Below are 15073 nucleotides of genomic sequence, written 5' to 3' on the forward strand. Positions count from 1 at the left end.
CCTGATCGCAGCGCACTCCTAGCTCCACCTGACCATTCAGAGAGGACCAAAGATGTTCCCCACGAGAATCGAGATCGTCCCTTCAGAGGGAATCATCGGGCAGGTCACGGCCAAGGTGCCCTTGGGCACGACGCTTACCGTCACGTGCCTGCCCCACCACGGCATCGAGCGGACCATGCGCACCGCCGTGCAGCTGAGCGTGCTCGGCTACCCTGTCATCCCGCACCTCGCGGCGCGGAGCCTGCCCGGCCGTTCCGAGCTCACCGGAATCCTGCGCGAGTGCGACGTTGCCGGCATCCGCGAAGTCTTCGTGATTGGCGGCGACCGGAAGCAGCCGGCGGGCCCGTACGATTCCGCCCTCGCGGTGCTGGACGACATCGCGCAGTACACCGGCGGCGTGATGCGGGCGGGCGTGGCCGGCTACCCGGAAGGGCATCCTTCCATTGGCCCCGTGGACCTGCTGGATGCGCTGCTGGCCAAGCAGCACCTGGCATCGAGCGTTGTCACGCAGATGTGCTTCTCCGCCCCCGCCGTCCTTGATTACGCGGCGCTCCTGCGCCGGGAGGGGATGCAGCTGCCCATCTGGGCGGGTGTGGCGGGCTCCGTTCCGCGGACCAAGCTGGTCTCCCTGGCCGCACAAATCGGCGTCGGAACTTCCCTGAAGTTTCTCAGCCGCAAAGGCCCGCTGGCGCGCAAGCTCCTCAGCGGTGACCGCTATTCCCCGCAAAGCCTGATTTCCGGGCTCGAAAGCCACCCCGAAAACATCGCAGGCATCCATCTCTACAGCTTCAACAACCTTGCTCCGGTTCCCGGCGGGCCGGACCAGGTGTTAACCCCAGCAGCACTCCAGACAGCATTGATCCGAGGAGCAGCACGTGACAACTAAGACCCTGACTTCCAACCAGGAGCCGCATCTTGAGCGGCAGCTCAGCAACCGGCACATCCAGCTGATCGCCATTGGCGGCGCCATCGGCACCGGCCTCTTCATGGGCTCCGGCAAAACCATTTCCGCAGCCGGCCCGTCCGTCATCTTCGTGTACATGATCATCGGCTTCATGCTGTTCTTCGTGATGCGGGCCATGGGCGAACTCCTGCTGTCCAACCTGAACTACAAATCCTTCAGCGATTTCGCGGCGGACCTCCTGGGCCCGTGGGCCGGGTTCTTCACCGGCTGGACCTACTGGTTCTGCTGGGTGATCACCGGAATCGCGGACGTCATCGCGATCGCCGGCTACTCCAAGGAGCTCTGGCCGGGGCTGCCGCTGTGGATCCTGGGCCTGGCCACCGTGGCCATCCTCCTGCTTCTGAATCTCACCACCGTGAAGGCTTTCGGCGAGACCGAGTTCTGGTTTGCGCTGATCAAGATCATCGCCATTGCGGCGCTGATCGTGGTCGGCATGTTCATGATTTTCACCGGGTTCCAGTCCGACGCCGGCCCGGCCACCTTCACGAACCTGTGGAACCACGGCGGATTCTTCCCCAATGAGTTCATGGGTTTTGTGGCCGGCTTCCAGATCGCGGTGTTTGCGTTTGTAGGCATTGAACTGGTGGGCACCACGGCTGCCGAGGCCAAGGACCCGGAGAAGAACCTGCCCAAGGCCATCAACTCCATCCCCATCCGCGTGCTGCTCTTTTACGTGGGCGCACTGATCATCCTGATGTCCGTCACTCCCTGGACCCAGTTCCAGGCCGGTCACAGCCCGTTCATCGCCATGTTCTCCCTGGCGGGCCTGGGTGCTGCCGCCACCGTGGTGAACCTGGTGGTCCTCAGCTCGGCCATGTCCTCCGCCAACTCGGGCATCTATTCCACTTCGCGCATGGTTTACGGCCTTGCCCGGGAAGGCGATGCGCCGTCCGTTTTCGGCGCCCTGTCACGCCGCAAGGTCCCGCAGAATGCCCTGTTCCTCTCCTGCGTCCTGCTGCTCTCCGGTGTGGTGCTGATGTATGCCGGACAGGACATCGGCAAGGCCTTCGACATGGTGACGACTGTGTCGGCCGTCTGCTTCGTCTTCGTGTGGTCCATCATCCTGGTCAGCTACCTGGCGTTCCGCCGGCGCCGTCCGCATCTGCACGAGGCGTCCAAGTACCGGATGCCGGGCGGCATCCCCATGGTCTGGGCGGTCTTCGCGTTCTTTGCCTTCGTCCTGTGGGCACTGACCACGCAACCGGACACGCTGCTCGCGCTCCTGGTGACGCCGGTCTGGTTCATCATGCTGGGCGCCGCCTGGCTCGTGCTGCGACGGCGCCCGTCCCACCTGGCCCGCTACGCGGCCTTCCAGGCCGACCTCAATGAGGAGTTGGAGCGGGAAGAATCAGCCGCGGACCTTGGAACGGTGAAGCGATGAACACGGCGCAGACTCTAACCAGAGTGGCCCCGCCACCGGTGGAACCCGCGGTCCTGTCCGAGCATGTGCTGACCCTCGACTGTGCCGAGTCTCCCGGGATCGTCCATGCGATCTCAGGATTCCTGCTGGACCACGGCTGCGACATCATCGACAACAAGCAGTACGGGGACCGCCAGCAGGGACACTTCTTCATGCGGGTCCACTTCTCTTCGGTCCGGGAATCCTTCAGCACGGAGGAACTGCGGGCCGACTTCACGCCGTTGGCGGACAAATGGCGGATGAACTGGCAGCTGGAGCCCCAGGGCCGCAAGCGCCGCGTGCTGATCATGGTGTCCAAAATGGGCCATTGTCTGAATGATCTGCTCTTCCGGGCACGGAGCGGGGACATCCCGGTGGAGATCGTGGCCGTGGTGTCCAACCACCGCGACCAGGAGGCCCTGGTCCAATGGCACGGCATCCCGTTCCACCACCTGCCTGTCACCAAGGACACCAAGCCGGAGGCCGAAGCCGCCCTCATGGAGCTGGTCGACGGGCTCGATGTTGAACTCGTGGTCCTGGCCCGCTACATGCAGGTGCTGAGCGACAGGCTCTCGGCAAAGCTGGCGGGACGGACCATCAACATCCACCACTCGTTCCTGCCGAGCTTCAAGGGCGCCAAGCCGTACCACCAGGCCTACGACCGCGGCGTGAAAACGGTGGGTGCCACAGCGCACTATGTCAACGTGGAACTCGACGAGGGTCCGATCATTTCGCAGCAGGTTATCGAGGTGGACCACACGTACACCGCGGACGACCTGGTGGCCGTGGGCCGCGACGCCGAATGTGCTGCCCTGCGCAACGCCGTCCGCTGGCACTGCGAGTGAAGAATCCTGCTGCTAGGCAACCGCACGGTGGTTCTGCGGTAGCACCCCGGAGTTTTTGTCCAGATATTGGGGGTTAAACGCTCCGGAAGTCGCGTTATCTGGACAAAAACTCGGGAGGGTCGGTGGCGGCTTTCGTCGGGAGGGGGTGGCGGCTCTCCTCGGGAGGAGGCTCGGCGCTCGGGAGCCCGACGGCGGTTGGTGTCAGGCAGCTCTTCGGGCCTTGCGGTTGTCGTGCGGAAGGGACCGCTTTGTTCTGGCGCCCACGTAGCTTCCCTGCGCGACTGTGCTGTCGCCGTGTAGACGGACGCCATGGGTGATGACGGCACCTGCTCCGATCTTGGAATGGCTGCCGACATGCACGCGGTTGCCGATCACAGCTCCCTGCCCGACGTGCACGGCATCGCCGATTACTACCCTGTGGCCGATGCGGGCCCGCCGGTCAATCCAGCTGCCGCCGCCCACGCGGGAACCCGGCCCCACCCTGGCGCCGGCCTCGACGTACGCGGATGGGCTGATGAACGCAGTCTCGTCCACATCCGCACCGCGTCCGATCAGGCCGCCGCCGTTCGGGTGCCGGTGGTAGGTGACGACCTTTCCGGCGTCGTCTTCGACTGTTTCGATTTTCCTGCTCATTACCTTCCTGTCAGTCCGAGCAACCACATCACCGACATTCGAATTAACGTCTGAGCGGCGGTGTGCATTCCATTCCGGCAGCCAGCGGGACTCGCTGCGATGCAGAGTGTCTAACCCGCAGCGTCGGTGCCCTGACGTAAACTCGGCCCGTGGCAGATTCAAGCACCGACGGCAGTGCAAACACCGCGGTGATCCCGCTCTTGGAAGGCCAGACCTGCATCGGCGAGCTGCTTCCGGAGATCAAGGATCTGTTGGAACCGATCCCTTCGGAGTGGGGACAGCCCGACGCCGACGGATCAGTAGGCGGGCAGCTGACGCTTTTCTGACGGCCCACCCCCGCCCTTAGGGCTGCAGCGGCAGGAACAGCACCGTGTAAATCCCCAAGGCGGCGAGGATAACCACACTGGCCGCCACGGCCGCCGTCGAGCCGATATTGGGCGGCATGGACTCCTGGTTGATTCCCCGGACGGCCCGGCGGAACCGGCGCTTTTGCGTGAAGTTGATGGCCAGGGCAGTGACTATGGCGCCCCCGACGAGGGTTCCGACGAACCACCCGTGGTGGGGGAGCCACCGCAGAAAGACGGCCGCGGCGGCCACCATTGCCAGGGTGGTGCGGCTCCAGGCAAGGTCCGTGCGTTCCGGCTGAAGACCGGAATCGCCGTGTTGTGCGGCGGCAGGGGCGGACGCCATGCTCAGGCCGGCCGCGCGATGACGAACACCACCATAATGGCCGCAACGAGGGCTCCGCCGATGGCCAGCACGGGGGCGATGAGGGGCAGCGGCAGCGGGGTCTTCGACCGCATGGCACGTTCCACGTTCAGCCACCGGAAGAACGAGCCGCCGCCAATCACCAGTGCCAGGACCAGCAGCAGCACCGCAATGGTCTTGCGCAGCCCGGGACCGAGGAGATCGGCCATAAAAGCCTCGACGGCGACGCCCCCGGCCAGAAGCGCCAGCGCCGTCCTGATCCATGCGAGGAATGTGCGCTCGTTTGCCAGGGTGAACCTGGGGTCGGGCTCGGTGCCGCCGCGGAGGATCCGGGACGTGAACCGGCCCCTCGCGTCCGGCCCTCCGGTGTTCGAATCTTCTGGCAACGTGGTCCCTTCGTGCACCGGCAGGTGTGCCGATGTGCTTTCCCTACTCCTTACCATGTTTCCGGCTGGCGGTCAGGTGGGCGCCAGCGCGCCTCGCGTCGGACCCGAGGTCCGCCGGTTTCCTGCGACCTTTGGGTAGCGTTGTACGGCGTGGGCATCGGACGGAAAGCTGTGGGCACGCTGGCACTGTGGTCCGTCGTCGTTCTCAGTGTGCTGGCGATCGCGGCGACGGCGGCGGCGGAGCCGTGCCCGGCCGGCCAGGTTCCGGTCACCAAAGACGGGATCTGCGTTCCGCTGGGCCCTTTGGCCCCCGCCCCCGAGACGCCGGCAACAACGACGCCGGTCCCGTCGCCTTCCGCGTCGACGCCGGCCCCCGCTCCCGGCGGGTCCGATCAGGGCCAGGTCGGAGCAGATGCCACGACGCCGGCGGTCATGCTGCCGGGGACGGCATTCGAAACGCCGGCAAGCGGGAGTGCCGAGCCTGGGTCGGCCAGCGCTTCGGCCCATGCGCAGGCTTGGCCTTCGGGGCCGCAATTGCCCGTTGCCGCTTCACCGGCCGACGCCTCATCAGCCGACGCCGCGTCCTCCGGGGCTTTGTCCGCGGACGCGGGAATGGGGCTCGCCGCGCGGCGGCCCGGAACACGGCCCGGCCCTGCGACGATGGTGGCCGGTTATCTGCTGGCGTTCGGAGGCGTAATGCTGCTGACCTTCTCGGGATTAGAGGCCATGAGGCGCCGTACCTAAACTGCTCCCGACCAGTGCAGGACGGTGGCCCGGCGTGCCGCTGCGTGCGTACGGAGGGTATCCGCCGTTGTCGGCCGTGATTCGCAGACCGGCGGCACCGCTACAGGCACCGCCGGCACCGCAGCGGGCGCCGAAACCGGAACCGGAGTGCTTGCAAGCGCCAGGTCGGTGATCAGCCCCATGCCGGCGCATTCGCGGACCGCCTCGATGCCGGCCACAGCTGCCGATTTGTCGCGGAAGGCAGATGAGATGGCCAGTTCTGTTCCGTCCGAAGTGGTAAGCCGGAACCGGTATTGCGCCTCTGCGTCAACGAACAATTCAAACTTGCCGGCCATAACGATCCTTCCGGTCTGCGGCGCCCGTCCGCCGGCAGCTTCGCCATAAACAGGCCAAACGCATCTCTGCGTACATCTTCCGCTGGGCTGGTCGAACGGTCAGAATTGATCCGTTCATCGAGTGGTTTAAGTCTGTCCTGACCCCTCCGGGCCCACAAGACCGGGCAAGTTAAGCTCACGTAAATTGCATGCAACGGCTCGCTCGGAAGGGCCCGGCCCTGCGCAAAGGAACTCCGGAGCTGTCGCGCCGGGAACCGGAGCCGCTGGTGCACAAGTCGTTCGCGGACTCCTTCGAGGACACCGATCTGGAGGAGGTACTGGCCAGGGCGGGTGTTGGCCGGCTGGTTGTGACGGGTGCCCAGACAGACGAATGCATCCGGTCCACGATCCAGGGGCCTTTGTCCGCGGTTACGACGTCACCCTGGTCGGTGACGCGCACACCACCGAGGACCAGAGCGAGTGGGGTGCTCCGACGCCGGACAAGGTCATTGCCCACACGAATCTCTACTGGAGATACCACACGGCTCCCGGCCGAACAGCTGCGGTTGAGCCCTCGAGGGATGTGACTTTCGCGGGCTAAGCCGGCCCGCCGGAACGCGGCGAACGCGGAGCCCCGCTTGGATTGGCAGAATAGGAACCGGAAAAGGCCTCGGATGGAGGCACCGGGACTGGGTTGGGTGGAGCTGTGGTGGACATTGACGTCGTCGTTGTCGGCGGAGGGGCGATGGGATATGCGGCCGCATGGCAGCTTGCCCGCCGCGGCCGGTCGGTTGTTCTGCTGGAGCAGTTCGAGCAGGGGCACCACATCGGCGCTTCGCACGGTGCGACGCGCAACTTCAACATGGCCTACCCGGAACCTGACTACCTCGATTTGGTGATCGAGGCCAGAGGACTCTGGGACGAGCTCGCCGACGAAAGCGGCAGGCAGCTCCTCGACCTGGCGGGCCTGGTCAATCACGGCGACGTCCCCCGGCTGCAGCGCATCCGGGCCGCGCACGCCGCCCGGGGCATCGAAAGCCACTTCATCCCGGCCGCCGAAGCGGCGGACCGCTGGCAGGGCATGAACTTCCGCGGCGACGTGCTGGTGGTGCCCGGCTCCGGACGCGTCCGCGCCGCCGACGCTTTGCTGGCGCTTCACGGGGCTGCGGAAGCGCACGGCGCGCGGTTTGAGTATTCGACGCCGGTGCGGGACATCCGCGTTTCCGGCGAGGACCGTGTGGTGGTGGTGACGGATGCCGAGGAAATCCAGGCACGCCGCGTGGTGGTCACAGCCGGCGCGTGGACCAGCAAGCTCCTCGGAAACCTGGTCCGGCTCCCGCAGCTCGTGGTGACACAGGAGCAGCCAGCGCACTTCACTCCGCTGGACGACTCGCTTGCCTGGCCGAGCTTCAACCACAATCCCGACCCGGACGATCCCCGCGATGCGTACTGGTACAGCCCGGTGTACGGCATGCTCACACCGGGTGAGGGGATCAAGGCGGGGTGGCACGGGGTGGGACCGGTGACCGATCCGGATTCCCGCAGCTTCACCCCGGAACCCGTGCAGCTTGAGGCGTTGACGCGCTACGTCCGTGAGTGGCTGCCCGGAGTGGATCCCGCGACGGCGGTTCCGATCAGCTGCACCTACACGAGCACCCCCGACGAGGACTTCGTGCTGGACCGCTTCGGGCCTGTGGTTGTCGGTGCAGGCTTTTCCGGGCACGGCTTCAAGTTCACGCCGGCAATCGGGCGGGTTCTTGCGGACCTGACCGACGGCGGGGATTCACCAGCGCGCTTCTCGGCCCGCCGCGGGCAGGTTCAGCCATAGTCGAAGCTCGGGCGCAAAGGATTCGCTTACGGCCGGCCGTCCAAGTCCCTCATGCCTTGCCCGGCGTGTTGCTGATGTCGAATTGAGCCTGGGAACCCAGCCCGGCCTGTTCCACGAGTTCAGCCAGCCATGGCCGCTGTCCTTGGTGGAACACCATCCCGTCCGGCAGCCCCTGGACTGACGGTACGGAATTGGCGATATCAATGGTTATCCGCCCGCCAGCCATAGGTGCGTTGCTGATATGAAGGTCGCCGTAGGATTCCGGGAGTACCGGATCCATCCAGAAGCCGCCGCGGGAAACATGTGTGTCGTAGCGCATCAGGCTTGTCACCAGCTGCAGCGGTGTGGTTGCGGCCCACGCCTGGGGCGAGCAGGCCGTCGGGTAGGGCACGGGCTCGGCGAACTGCTCGCGGCTGAAGCCGCAGAACAGCTCCGGAAGACGGCCGCCCGAGTAGTCGGCTGCCTCGAGCAGGGCGGTGGCGATCCGCTGTGCCTGCTCCACGAAACCGTAGCGCAGCAGACCGGCAACTATGACCGCATTGTCATGCGGCCAGACGGATCCGTTGTGGTAGCTGGCAGGGTTGTAGGCGCCCATGTCGCTCGCTAGCGTCCGAATGCCCCAGCCGCTGAACATCTCGGGCGACATGAGCCGTTCGGCCACCAGGGGCGCCTTGTCTTCATCCACGAGGCCGACCCAGAGGCAGTGTCCCATGTTGGATGCGCAGGCTCGACTTGCCGCTTCCTGCCATCCAGGGCTATGGCGTAGTAGCCGCGCTCGGGGATCCAGAACTGTTCGTTGAACCGTTTCTTCAGCTGTGCGGCCTCATTGGCGAGCTGGGACGCAAGAGATTGGTCGCCGGCGTCGTAGGCAATCCATGCCCTCGCCATGTAGGCGTCATAAACGTAGGCTTGCACTTCGCACAGTGCGATGGGTGCCCCGGCCATGGTGCCGTCGGCGAAGTTGATGCCGTCCCAGGAGTCCTTCCAGCCCTGGTTAATGAGTCCCCGGGGGTTGAGCCGCTGATGCTCGACGAATCCGTCGCCGTCCTTGTCGCCATAGTTCCGGATCCAGTCAAGTGCCCGGTCCGCGTGGGGCAGCAGGGCGGCGATGGTGTCCTTCGCGAAGCCCCAGCGGCTCACCGTCCCAAGTATCGTCACGAAGAGCGGGGTGGCGTCGACGCTGCCGTAGTAGATGTGCTTTCCGCCCAGCGACAGCCCGCTGGAGACATCAAGCCTGACCTCGTGCAGGATCTTTCCCGGCTCCTCCTCGCTCACCGGGTCAACCACGCTGCCCTGCCGGTCTGCCAGCGTCTGTAATGTGCCGAGGGCCAGGGACGGGTCGACGGCGACGGCCATTTCCGAGGCCCACAATGAGTCACGGCCGAACAGGGTCATAAACCAAGGGGCTCCGGCGGCCACTACGACGCGCTCCGGATAATTCGGATCCTCAATTCGAAGAGCGCCCAGGTCGTCGTAACTGCGCCGCAGAGTCCGTTCGATGGAATGGTTGCCCATGTGCAGCTTGGGAATCTTCGCCACCCACTCCTGACGGCGTCGGTCCCGGGGGGATATTTCCTCCCCTTCGGTGTGGACGAACGACGGCGGGGGAGGACTGGCCGCATCGTTGCTCGGCACAGCGGTGATGATGGTGGTCCACTGGCTGCGCGCGCCGACTGACACGCGATAGGAAAGGGTGTCCTGGGTGACGTCGGCTCCGGGGGCCTGGACAAGGATGCCCTTCCGGACGTCGTGCCAGACGCCCCGGATGGTCAGCGAATCGCCGTCCACCTGCCGCGTTTGCTCCCAGCGCCGTTGGATGCGGGCCTCTTTGACCTCGAAGAGATCCGCGAAATCCGCCTCAGGCTTCACCGAGATCATGCATTCAGCCGGCACGAGGGAGAAATTGCGAACGGTGATCTGCTCCTGGATGCCAGCCCCTACTTCGCGCAGCCTTTCCACAATCAAGGGGCTGTCTGCATAGCCGTCCGAGCGGGTGACACGCCCTGCGAAAAGCGCCCTGTACGGTTCCTGGGTCTCCGCCGCCAGCGGCTCCAGCGGTTGGCCGTTAACGGTCAGGCTCCAACCGGACAGGATACGCGTGTCCTGGAAGAAGACTCCGTGGGGATACTCAGGGTGCATGTCCCCGTTGGGCAGGGAGATACAGAAGGACGAGCCTTCGACCAAAGTGACCGTTCCGGGACCGAGCGGGCCAGCCGCTATGTCGGCATTCCATCCAGCCATCCCGGCCCCCTCGAAGAACCAAACCTTGACCGGTTCGGTTCGGTGCGGTCTGGTCCGCGTGAACCACGAAGAGACATCATGGGGACGCCGGGGGAGCCTGCCTGCTGCTCGCTTACGAAATTGGAGAGAGGGTCATGGAACACCAACTCCGGCCCCTTCGGTGAGGGGGAAATCACTGGAATGCCCCCTGTTGAATATGCACAGCGAGGAGGACCGAACCCAGGGCAAGACTTCCGGCCCCAATGTGCAACAGCGACAAATCCTTGAACCTTTTCTTACGGACTGCTCCCGTAGCTGACCAGGGCACGAGCGCGACTGCGGTGGAGCTGGTCACGAGCGCTGCTGTAATAAGCACGATCAGGCTGACCATGGCTCCTCCCCGTCCGACGTCCAGGAGAAGCCCGTGTATCCCTGCACCCCTATGGCCGAATTAGTCAGGCGAGTCATCGCCGGAAAGCAGCAACTCGTAGTCGTCCTCTATATGGAAGAGCCGCCGGTCACCAATCCTGTCTGTAACCCAGATCGTTCGACCATCATCAGTCCGATCATCAATAGAGCCCTTGTGGCACTCGACGCCCCGCAAACTGAGGGTGACGACGTCTCCGCGCTCGAGGGATGTCCACATGGATACACGACGGCTTTGTCGCATCTTGGTTGCCTTCCTGGTCCTAGTCATGAGCAAATGTGCCCCCTGCTGATCAGTTCCCCGAGATACACAAATGCGAAAATTTCACTCCAGAGTCTATCGTCAATTGTTGACAATTGCTAGGGTGGATAGTGTGCTCGTCCAATGAAGGTCGGGCACGGCAGTTCTAAGGGCAGCGCCCGAGAAGGAGAAGCTATGGTCAAGGCGACCGTCATGAGTAATGCAACAACGGCAAATCCGGGAGAACACCAGGTCAAGGAAACGTCGGTTACGCCGGGACAGACCGAAGTGTCCCTGCGTCTTTGGGCCAGGGAGGGCCTGAAGACGGGCATCTGGGAAGTAACTCCCGGAACGTTCAAGAGCACGCGGCCTGGCTATGACGAGATCTGCCAGATTTTGAGCGGGACGGGCACCATCACTGAACCGGATGGGACCAGCTTCGATATCGGTCCGGGTTCTTTGTTCGTGACGCCTGCCGGCTGGGAGGGCAACTGCACGATCCACGAAACGCTCCGCAAAATGTGGGTTGTTGCAGACCTCGCGGCTACGAGCGACTAGTCCGGTAACACGCAAAAGCGCGGGCCGGCTTGGCGAATTTCAGCGCTTCCCGCAACGTTCGCGGCTAGTACCCGAGCCTACCTGAGGAGCCCCGGGCAGCAGCTGCCCGGGGCTCTTGCCTGTGATCCGAGGTTGCTGATGTTGCCGGGATTTGGATGCGGGCAGACCTCAGGCGTTGATTCCCTTGTCAGGGGCCCGTGGCGGTGAGGTCCTCAACGGCCTTTTGCATGTGTCGTTTGATGCCCTCGAGAAGTCCTTCCCTGTCGCCCGCTTGCAACAGGTCCAGAAGGTTCTGGTGCTCTTGTACCAGAGCGTCCACCCGAGGGTAGGAAACCTGCAGATTGAGAATGCACATCCTCGATTCCGCGGCCAGGGTCTCGTAGATCCGAATGAGCCGGGAGTTGCCTGCGCCGGCAACGAATGAGATGTGGAATTGCATATCCAGCCGGGCAATGGCCTGCCAGTCGGAGACGGCCACCTGCTTCCCCATGTCCTTGATGATTGGCCTCAGGACCTCACAAGTACTGTCAATCTGCTCAGGCCCGGAATCCAGCAGCGCATTTGCAGCGGCTGATTCCACCGCCTCGCGGACGGCGTAAATCTCCTTGACGTCATCGGCCGAAAGCTCCAGGACAAACACGCCACGGTTGCGATGGCTGACCAGCAGTCCCTCCTGGGAGAGCCGCTGCAGAGCCTCACGGACAGGGCCCCTGGACGTGCGCAGTTGGCTTGCCAGGACAGATTCGTTGACCTGCTCGCCGGGGCGAAAGGTCCCTTGGATGATCTGTTCCCGCAGCTGATCGGCAATCAGCTGCGCTGTGGGCCTTCCTTCCAGTACAAAGAGTCCTTCCGGTGCCGCCATCGATATCAACTCATCTCTTTCCGACTTGGGAGGTAGGGATACGACCTATAACGGCCAGTTTTCCGTCCATTACAGTACCTGTTCCACGAAGGCCTGGGTGCGGCGGGCGTGAATGGTGCCGTCGGTGCTCATCGGGCGATACCTTCCGGTTCGGTGAGTACAACTGTTTTGGCTTTCCGGGGAAGCCTGGAGGTTGTGCGGGAGTATTTTTGTTCGAGCTTTGCTTGCGGGTAGCTGAGCAGGAGGGTCATGACGAGGTACCAGAGGCTGGCGACGATGAGCAGCGGGATGGTCTCATAGGTGCGGGCGTAGATGAGCTGGGCGCTTTGAAGCAGTTCCGCGACGCCCAGGACGCTGACCAAGGAGGTTTCCTTGAACATGCCGATGAACTGGTTTCCGGTCGCCGGGATGATGGAGGGCATGGCCTGGGGGATGATGATCTTGCGCATTTTCATGGCCCCGGACATGCCGAGGGAGTCGGCGGCTTCGAGCTGGCTCTTGCCGACGGAGGAGAACCCGCCGCGGATGATTTCGGCCATATAGGCGGCTTCATTGAGGGTCAGGCCGACCAGGGCTGCGGTGATGGGGGCCATCAGGGCGTTCATGTCGATCGCGGTGCTGATGTTGGTGAACGGTATTCCGATGGTCAGGTCCGGGTAGAGCGCGGCGATGTTGAACCAGAAGATGAGCTGAACCAGGACCGGGGTGCCGCGGAACAAGGTGATGTAGACACCGGCGGTGGCTGCAACCGGTTTGATGCTGGAGGCCCGCATGATCGCCAGCCCCAGCCCCAGGAGTGTTCCCAGGGCCATGCTGGCAAAGGTCAGAAAGATCGTGAGCATCAGGCCGCGGAGGATGGTTTCGTGGGTGAAGTACTTGGCGACTACGTTCCATTTGAAGTTCGGATTGGTCGAAACCGAGATCAGGATGCCGATGCCGATCAGGCTGCACACAACCCAGGCGACATACTCAAAGACGCTTCGCCGCCGAAGCCTTGGCTTGAGGATCGGGTCCACCATCGTTCCCGGTTCACTTCGCTGTCGAATGAGTTTCCGCACAGTGTCCCTTAGTTGAGCTTTGCGTCGGTGATGGCTGAGTCTTCAAGGCCCCAGTACGCGAGCGACTTCGTGTATTCCGGGCTGTCCAGGACTGACTGGATGGCCGTCTGCAGCGCCGGGGTCAGCGGCGAAGCCTTCTTCAGGGCAATGGCCACGATGTGGTTCGAGCGGGTATCCACCCTCGGTTTCAGAACCGTGAAAGTGTTTGGCTGCTGATCTTCAGCCCACACCAGTTGGGAGGTGTCGGCGAGGACCCCGTCAATTCGTTTGGAGGCGAGCTGCGTCAGGGCCTCCTGGACGCTGGGGAGCGTCACGGCATTGATGGCGGGCTTGCCCTGCGAGGTGCAGGTCCACTCAGAGACGTTCGGCAGGTGCTTCAGCTGTCCGGTGGAGCCCTTGGTAACGGCGATGTTCCTGCCGCACAACGTGTCATTGGTCAGATTGAGCGGGTTGCCGGCGGATACTGCCACGGAGATTCCTCCGTTGAGGTAGTTGATCATGTCCAGGACCTTGAGGCGTTCAGGCGTGGGGGCCATGGTGGTGACGGTGAAGTCGTAGCGGCCGCCGTCGAGACCGGGAATGATCGTGTCGAAGGCCGTGTTTGCAAACTTCAGCTTCAGCCCAAGCTTCTTGGCCACCAGGCGGGCAATGTCCGCGTTGAGGCCGATCGGAGTGGCGTTATCCTCGGCAAGGAATGCGGTCGGCGGGTAATGGAGGTCCATGGCCACACTGATTTCGCCCTTATCCTTGTAGGACTGCGGCAACAGCTTGAGGGCGGCCTCATCCGGCTGGACACCCTCGGAGATATCAGCAGTATTGGATGTCTTGGAACCTTCATCCGCGGACTGGCTGCTGGGGCTGGCGCCGCACCCGGTCAGTGCCACCAGAAGAGCCAACGCGGCAACGGCAGCCTGGATCCTCTTCCTGGTCTTCATGGGCGCTTTCCTGTGAAACGGGAGCCACATTGGTGCTCGTATGGACATGAGTCGGCCGACCCCATATCAGCCGTACCTTAATGCAACCACCAGGATCACCTTTCGTCGACAATTTACAAAGAATTTGATCTGCGCTGCTGTTGCTGCAGAAGTTCCGGGAGGCGAACGTCGGGACGCGCCTTCCCGTTAATACAGAAGGCCAGGTCCACTGGACCTGGCCTTCTGTGAGTTCAAAACAACGGCGGAACGCCCTCTTAGGGTTTGTTTCCCGCCTCCTGCCTCGTGGCGATGAGATCCTCAACGCCCTTTTCCATATGCCGTTTGATGGCCTTGTGGAGTCCTTCCCTGTCGCCTTCCTCCAACAAGTCGAGAATGTTCTGGTGTTCCTGTACCAAGACATCGATGCGGGGGTAGGACACTTCAAGGCTGAGGATACACATCCGGGATTCGGCGGCCAGGGTGTTGTAGATCCGGATCAGGCGCGTGTTACCTGCACCGGCAACCAAGGTGCTGTGGAAGTCCATATCCAACCGGGCGAGGGCCTGCCAGTCGGATACAGCAACCTGCTTGGCCATGTCCCGGAGCACTGCCTTCAGGGCCTCACAGGTGGCTCGAACACGCGCCCTGCCTTCGTTCAGCAGTGCGTCGGCGGCGGCTAACTCCACGGTTTCACGCACGGCGTAGATCTCCTTGATGTCCGCGGTGGCGAGCTCGAGGACGAAGACGCCCCGGTTTCGGCGGCTGATGAGGATGCCCTCCTGGCACAGCCGCTGCAGGGCTTCACGGACCGGGCCCCTGGAGGTCCGCAGTTGGGTTGCCAGGACGGATTCGTTAATCTGTTCTCCGGGGCGGAAGGTGCCTTGGATGATTTGTTCGCGCAGTTGATCGGCGATCAGCTGCGCGGTGGGCCTTCCTTCCAGTACGAACAGCTCTTCCGGTGCCGCCATTGATA

General features: G+C 63.5%; 17 protein-coding genes and 2 pseudogenes. 9 read left to right on the top strand and 10 right to left on the bottom strand.

The features are described 5' to 3' along the window. The first annotated feature begins 52 nt into the window (after positions 1-52). From J7I92_RS17310 to purU, 3 genes are read left to right on the top strand one after another with little or no spacing between them, the layout of a single operon-like run. The gene (locus tag J7I92_RS17310; RefSeq protein WP_214842523.1) at positions 53-886 is read left to right on the top strand and encodes a methylenetetrahydrofolate reductase; all 834 of its coding nucleotides are present in this window, start codon (positions 53-55) and stop codon (positions 884-886) included. Then, the gene (cycA, locus tag J7I92_RS17315) at positions 876-2345 is read left to right on the top strand and encodes a D-serine/D-alanine/glycine transporter (RefSeq protein ID WP_214842524.1); all 1470 of its coding nucleotides are present in this window, start codon (positions 876-878) and stop codon (positions 2343-2345) included. The genes J7I92_RS17310 and cycA overlap by 11 nt, the downstream gene beginning before the upstream one ends. Beyond that, positions 2342-3208, top strand: coding sequence for a formyltetrahydrofolate deformylase (gene purU / locus J7I92_RS17320; RefSeq protein ID WP_214842525.1), 867 nt, complete (start codon positions 2342-2344; stop codon positions 3206-3208). Before cycA ends, purU begins: the two co-directional genes overlap by 4 nt. Before the next feature lie 201 nt (positions 3209-3409). Here purU and J7I92_RS17325 read toward each other — a convergent pair whose 3' ends face one another. Beyond that, positions 3410-3841 (bottom strand): DapH/DapD/GlmU-related protein, encoded by a 432-nt coding sequence (locus tag J7I92_RS17325; protein WP_214842526.1) that lies wholly within the window; start codon positions 3839-3841, stop codon positions 3410-3412. A 149-nt stretch (positions 3842-3990) separates the two neighbouring features. Between J7I92_RS17325 and J7I92_RS17330 the strand changes: the two genes are divergently transcribed. Beyond that, entirely contained in the window at positions 3991-4167 is a 177-nt protein-coding gene (locus J7I92_RS17330; protein WP_214842528.1) for a hypothetical protein, read from the top strand. A 16-nt stretch (positions 4168-4183) separates the two neighbouring features. Here J7I92_RS17330 and J7I92_RS17335 read toward each other — a convergent pair whose 3' ends face one another. Next, a complete protein-coding gene (locus tag J7I92_RS17335) occupies positions 4184-4531 on the bottom strand; it encodes a DUF202 domain-containing protein (protein ID WP_214842530.1) in 348 nt (115 codons plus the stop codon). A 2-nt stretch (positions 4532-4533) separates the two neighbouring features. Then, positions 4534-4935 carry a YidH family protein gene (locus tag J7I92_RS17340; protein WP_251040090.1) on the bottom strand — a complete coding sequence of 134 codons (402 nt, stop codon included), beginning with the start codon at positions 4933-4935 and terminating at the stop codon, positions 4534-4536. Between the two features lie 150 nt (positions 4936-5085). Between J7I92_RS17340 and J7I92_RS17345 the strand changes: the two genes are divergently transcribed. Next, positions 5086-5679, top strand: coding sequence for a hypothetical protein (locus J7I92_RS17345; RefSeq protein ID WP_214842534.1), 594 nt, complete (start codon positions 5086-5088; stop codon positions 5677-5679). Here J7I92_RS17345 and J7I92_RS17350 read toward each other — a convergent pair. Next, the gene (locus J7I92_RS17350) at positions 5676-6014 is read right to left on the bottom strand and encodes a DUF1508 domain-containing protein (protein ID WP_214842536.1); all 339 of its coding nucleotides are present in this window, start codon (positions 6012-6014) and stop codon (positions 5676-5678) included. The genes J7I92_RS17345 and J7I92_RS17350 overlap by 4 nt on opposite strands. 188 nt (positions 6015-6202) lie before the next feature. Between J7I92_RS17350 and J7I92_RS24680 the strand changes: the two are divergent. The 3 genes and pseudogenes from J7I92_RS24680 to J7I92_RS17360 form a co-directional block, all read left to right on the top strand. Further along, positions 6203-6343, top strand: a pseudogene (locus J7I92_RS24680) (hypothetical protein); the annotation flags it as partial. Between the two features lie 41 nt (positions 6344-6384). Continuing rightward, the gene (locus J7I92_RS24685; RefSeq protein WP_396020415.1) at positions 6385-6594 is read left to right on the top strand and encodes a hypothetical protein; all 210 of its coding nucleotides are present in this window, start codon (positions 6385-6387) and stop codon (positions 6592-6594) included. A gap of 108 nt (positions 6595-6702) precedes the next feature. Beyond that, positions 6703-7821 carry an FAD-dependent oxidoreductase gene (locus J7I92_RS17360; RefSeq protein ID WP_214842724.1) on the top strand — a complete coding sequence of 373 codons (1119 nt, stop codon included), beginning with the start codon at positions 6703-6705 and terminating at the stop codon, positions 7819-7821. 49 nt (positions 7822-7870) lie between these two features. Here J7I92_RS17360 and J7I92_RS24690 read toward each other — a convergent pair whose 3' ends face one another. Further along, positions 7871-8608, bottom strand: coding sequence for an amylo-alpha-1,6-glucosidase (locus J7I92_RS24690; RefSeq protein ID WP_396020414.1), 738 nt, complete (start codon positions 8606-8608; stop codon positions 7871-7873). Between the two features lie 910 nt (positions 8609-9518). Continuing rightward, positions 9519-10062, bottom strand: a pseudogene (locus J7I92_RS24695) (glycogen debranching N-terminal domain-containing protein); the annotation flags it as partial. Positions 10063-10921: 859 nt separating this feature from the next. On the opposite strand from J7I92_RS24695, the gene J7I92_RS17370 reads away from it, so the two are divergent. Then, positions 10922-11266 carry a cupin domain-containing protein gene (locus tag J7I92_RS17370; protein WP_251040091.1) on the top strand — a complete coding sequence of 115 codons (345 nt, stop codon included), beginning with the start codon at positions 10922-10924 and terminating at the stop codon, positions 11264-11266. A gap of 187 nt (positions 11267-11453) precedes the next feature. On the opposite strand, the gene J7I92_RS17375 is transcribed toward J7I92_RS17370, so the two are convergent. The 4 genes from J7I92_RS17375 to J7I92_RS17390 all read right to left on the bottom strand — a co-directional run bounded on the left by J7I92_RS17375 (position 11454) and on the right by J7I92_RS17390 (position 15068). Next, the gene (locus J7I92_RS17375; protein ID WP_214842539.1) at positions 11454-12128 is read right to left on the bottom strand and encodes a GntR family transcriptional regulator; all 675 of its coding nucleotides are present in this window, start codon (positions 12126-12128) and stop codon (positions 11454-11456) included. A gap of 128 nt (positions 12129-12256) precedes the next feature. Next, a complete protein-coding gene (locus J7I92_RS17380; RefSeq protein ID WP_214842540.1) occupies positions 12257-13147 on the bottom strand; it encodes an amino acid ABC transporter permease in 891 nt (296 codons plus the stop codon). 47 nt (positions 13148-13194) lie between these two features. Beyond that, the gene (locus J7I92_RS17385) at positions 13195-14121 is read right to left on the bottom strand and encodes an ABC transporter substrate-binding protein (protein ID WP_214842541.1); all 927 of its coding nucleotides are present in this window, start codon (positions 14119-14121) and stop codon (positions 13195-13197) included. 254 nt (positions 14122-14375) lie between these two features. Then, positions 14376-15068: a GntR family transcriptional regulator gene (locus J7I92_RS17390; protein ID WP_214842542.1), complete on the bottom strand. Its 693-nt coding sequence runs from the start codon at positions 15066-15068 to the stop codon at positions 14376-14378. Positions 15069-15073: the final 5 nt, after the last annotated feature.

Source organism: Arthrobacter sp. ISL-72 (assembly GCF_018613755.1).
In the GTDB taxonomy this organism is placed as follows: Bacteria; Actinomycetota; Actinomycetes; order Actinomycetales; family Micrococcaceae; genus Arthrobacter.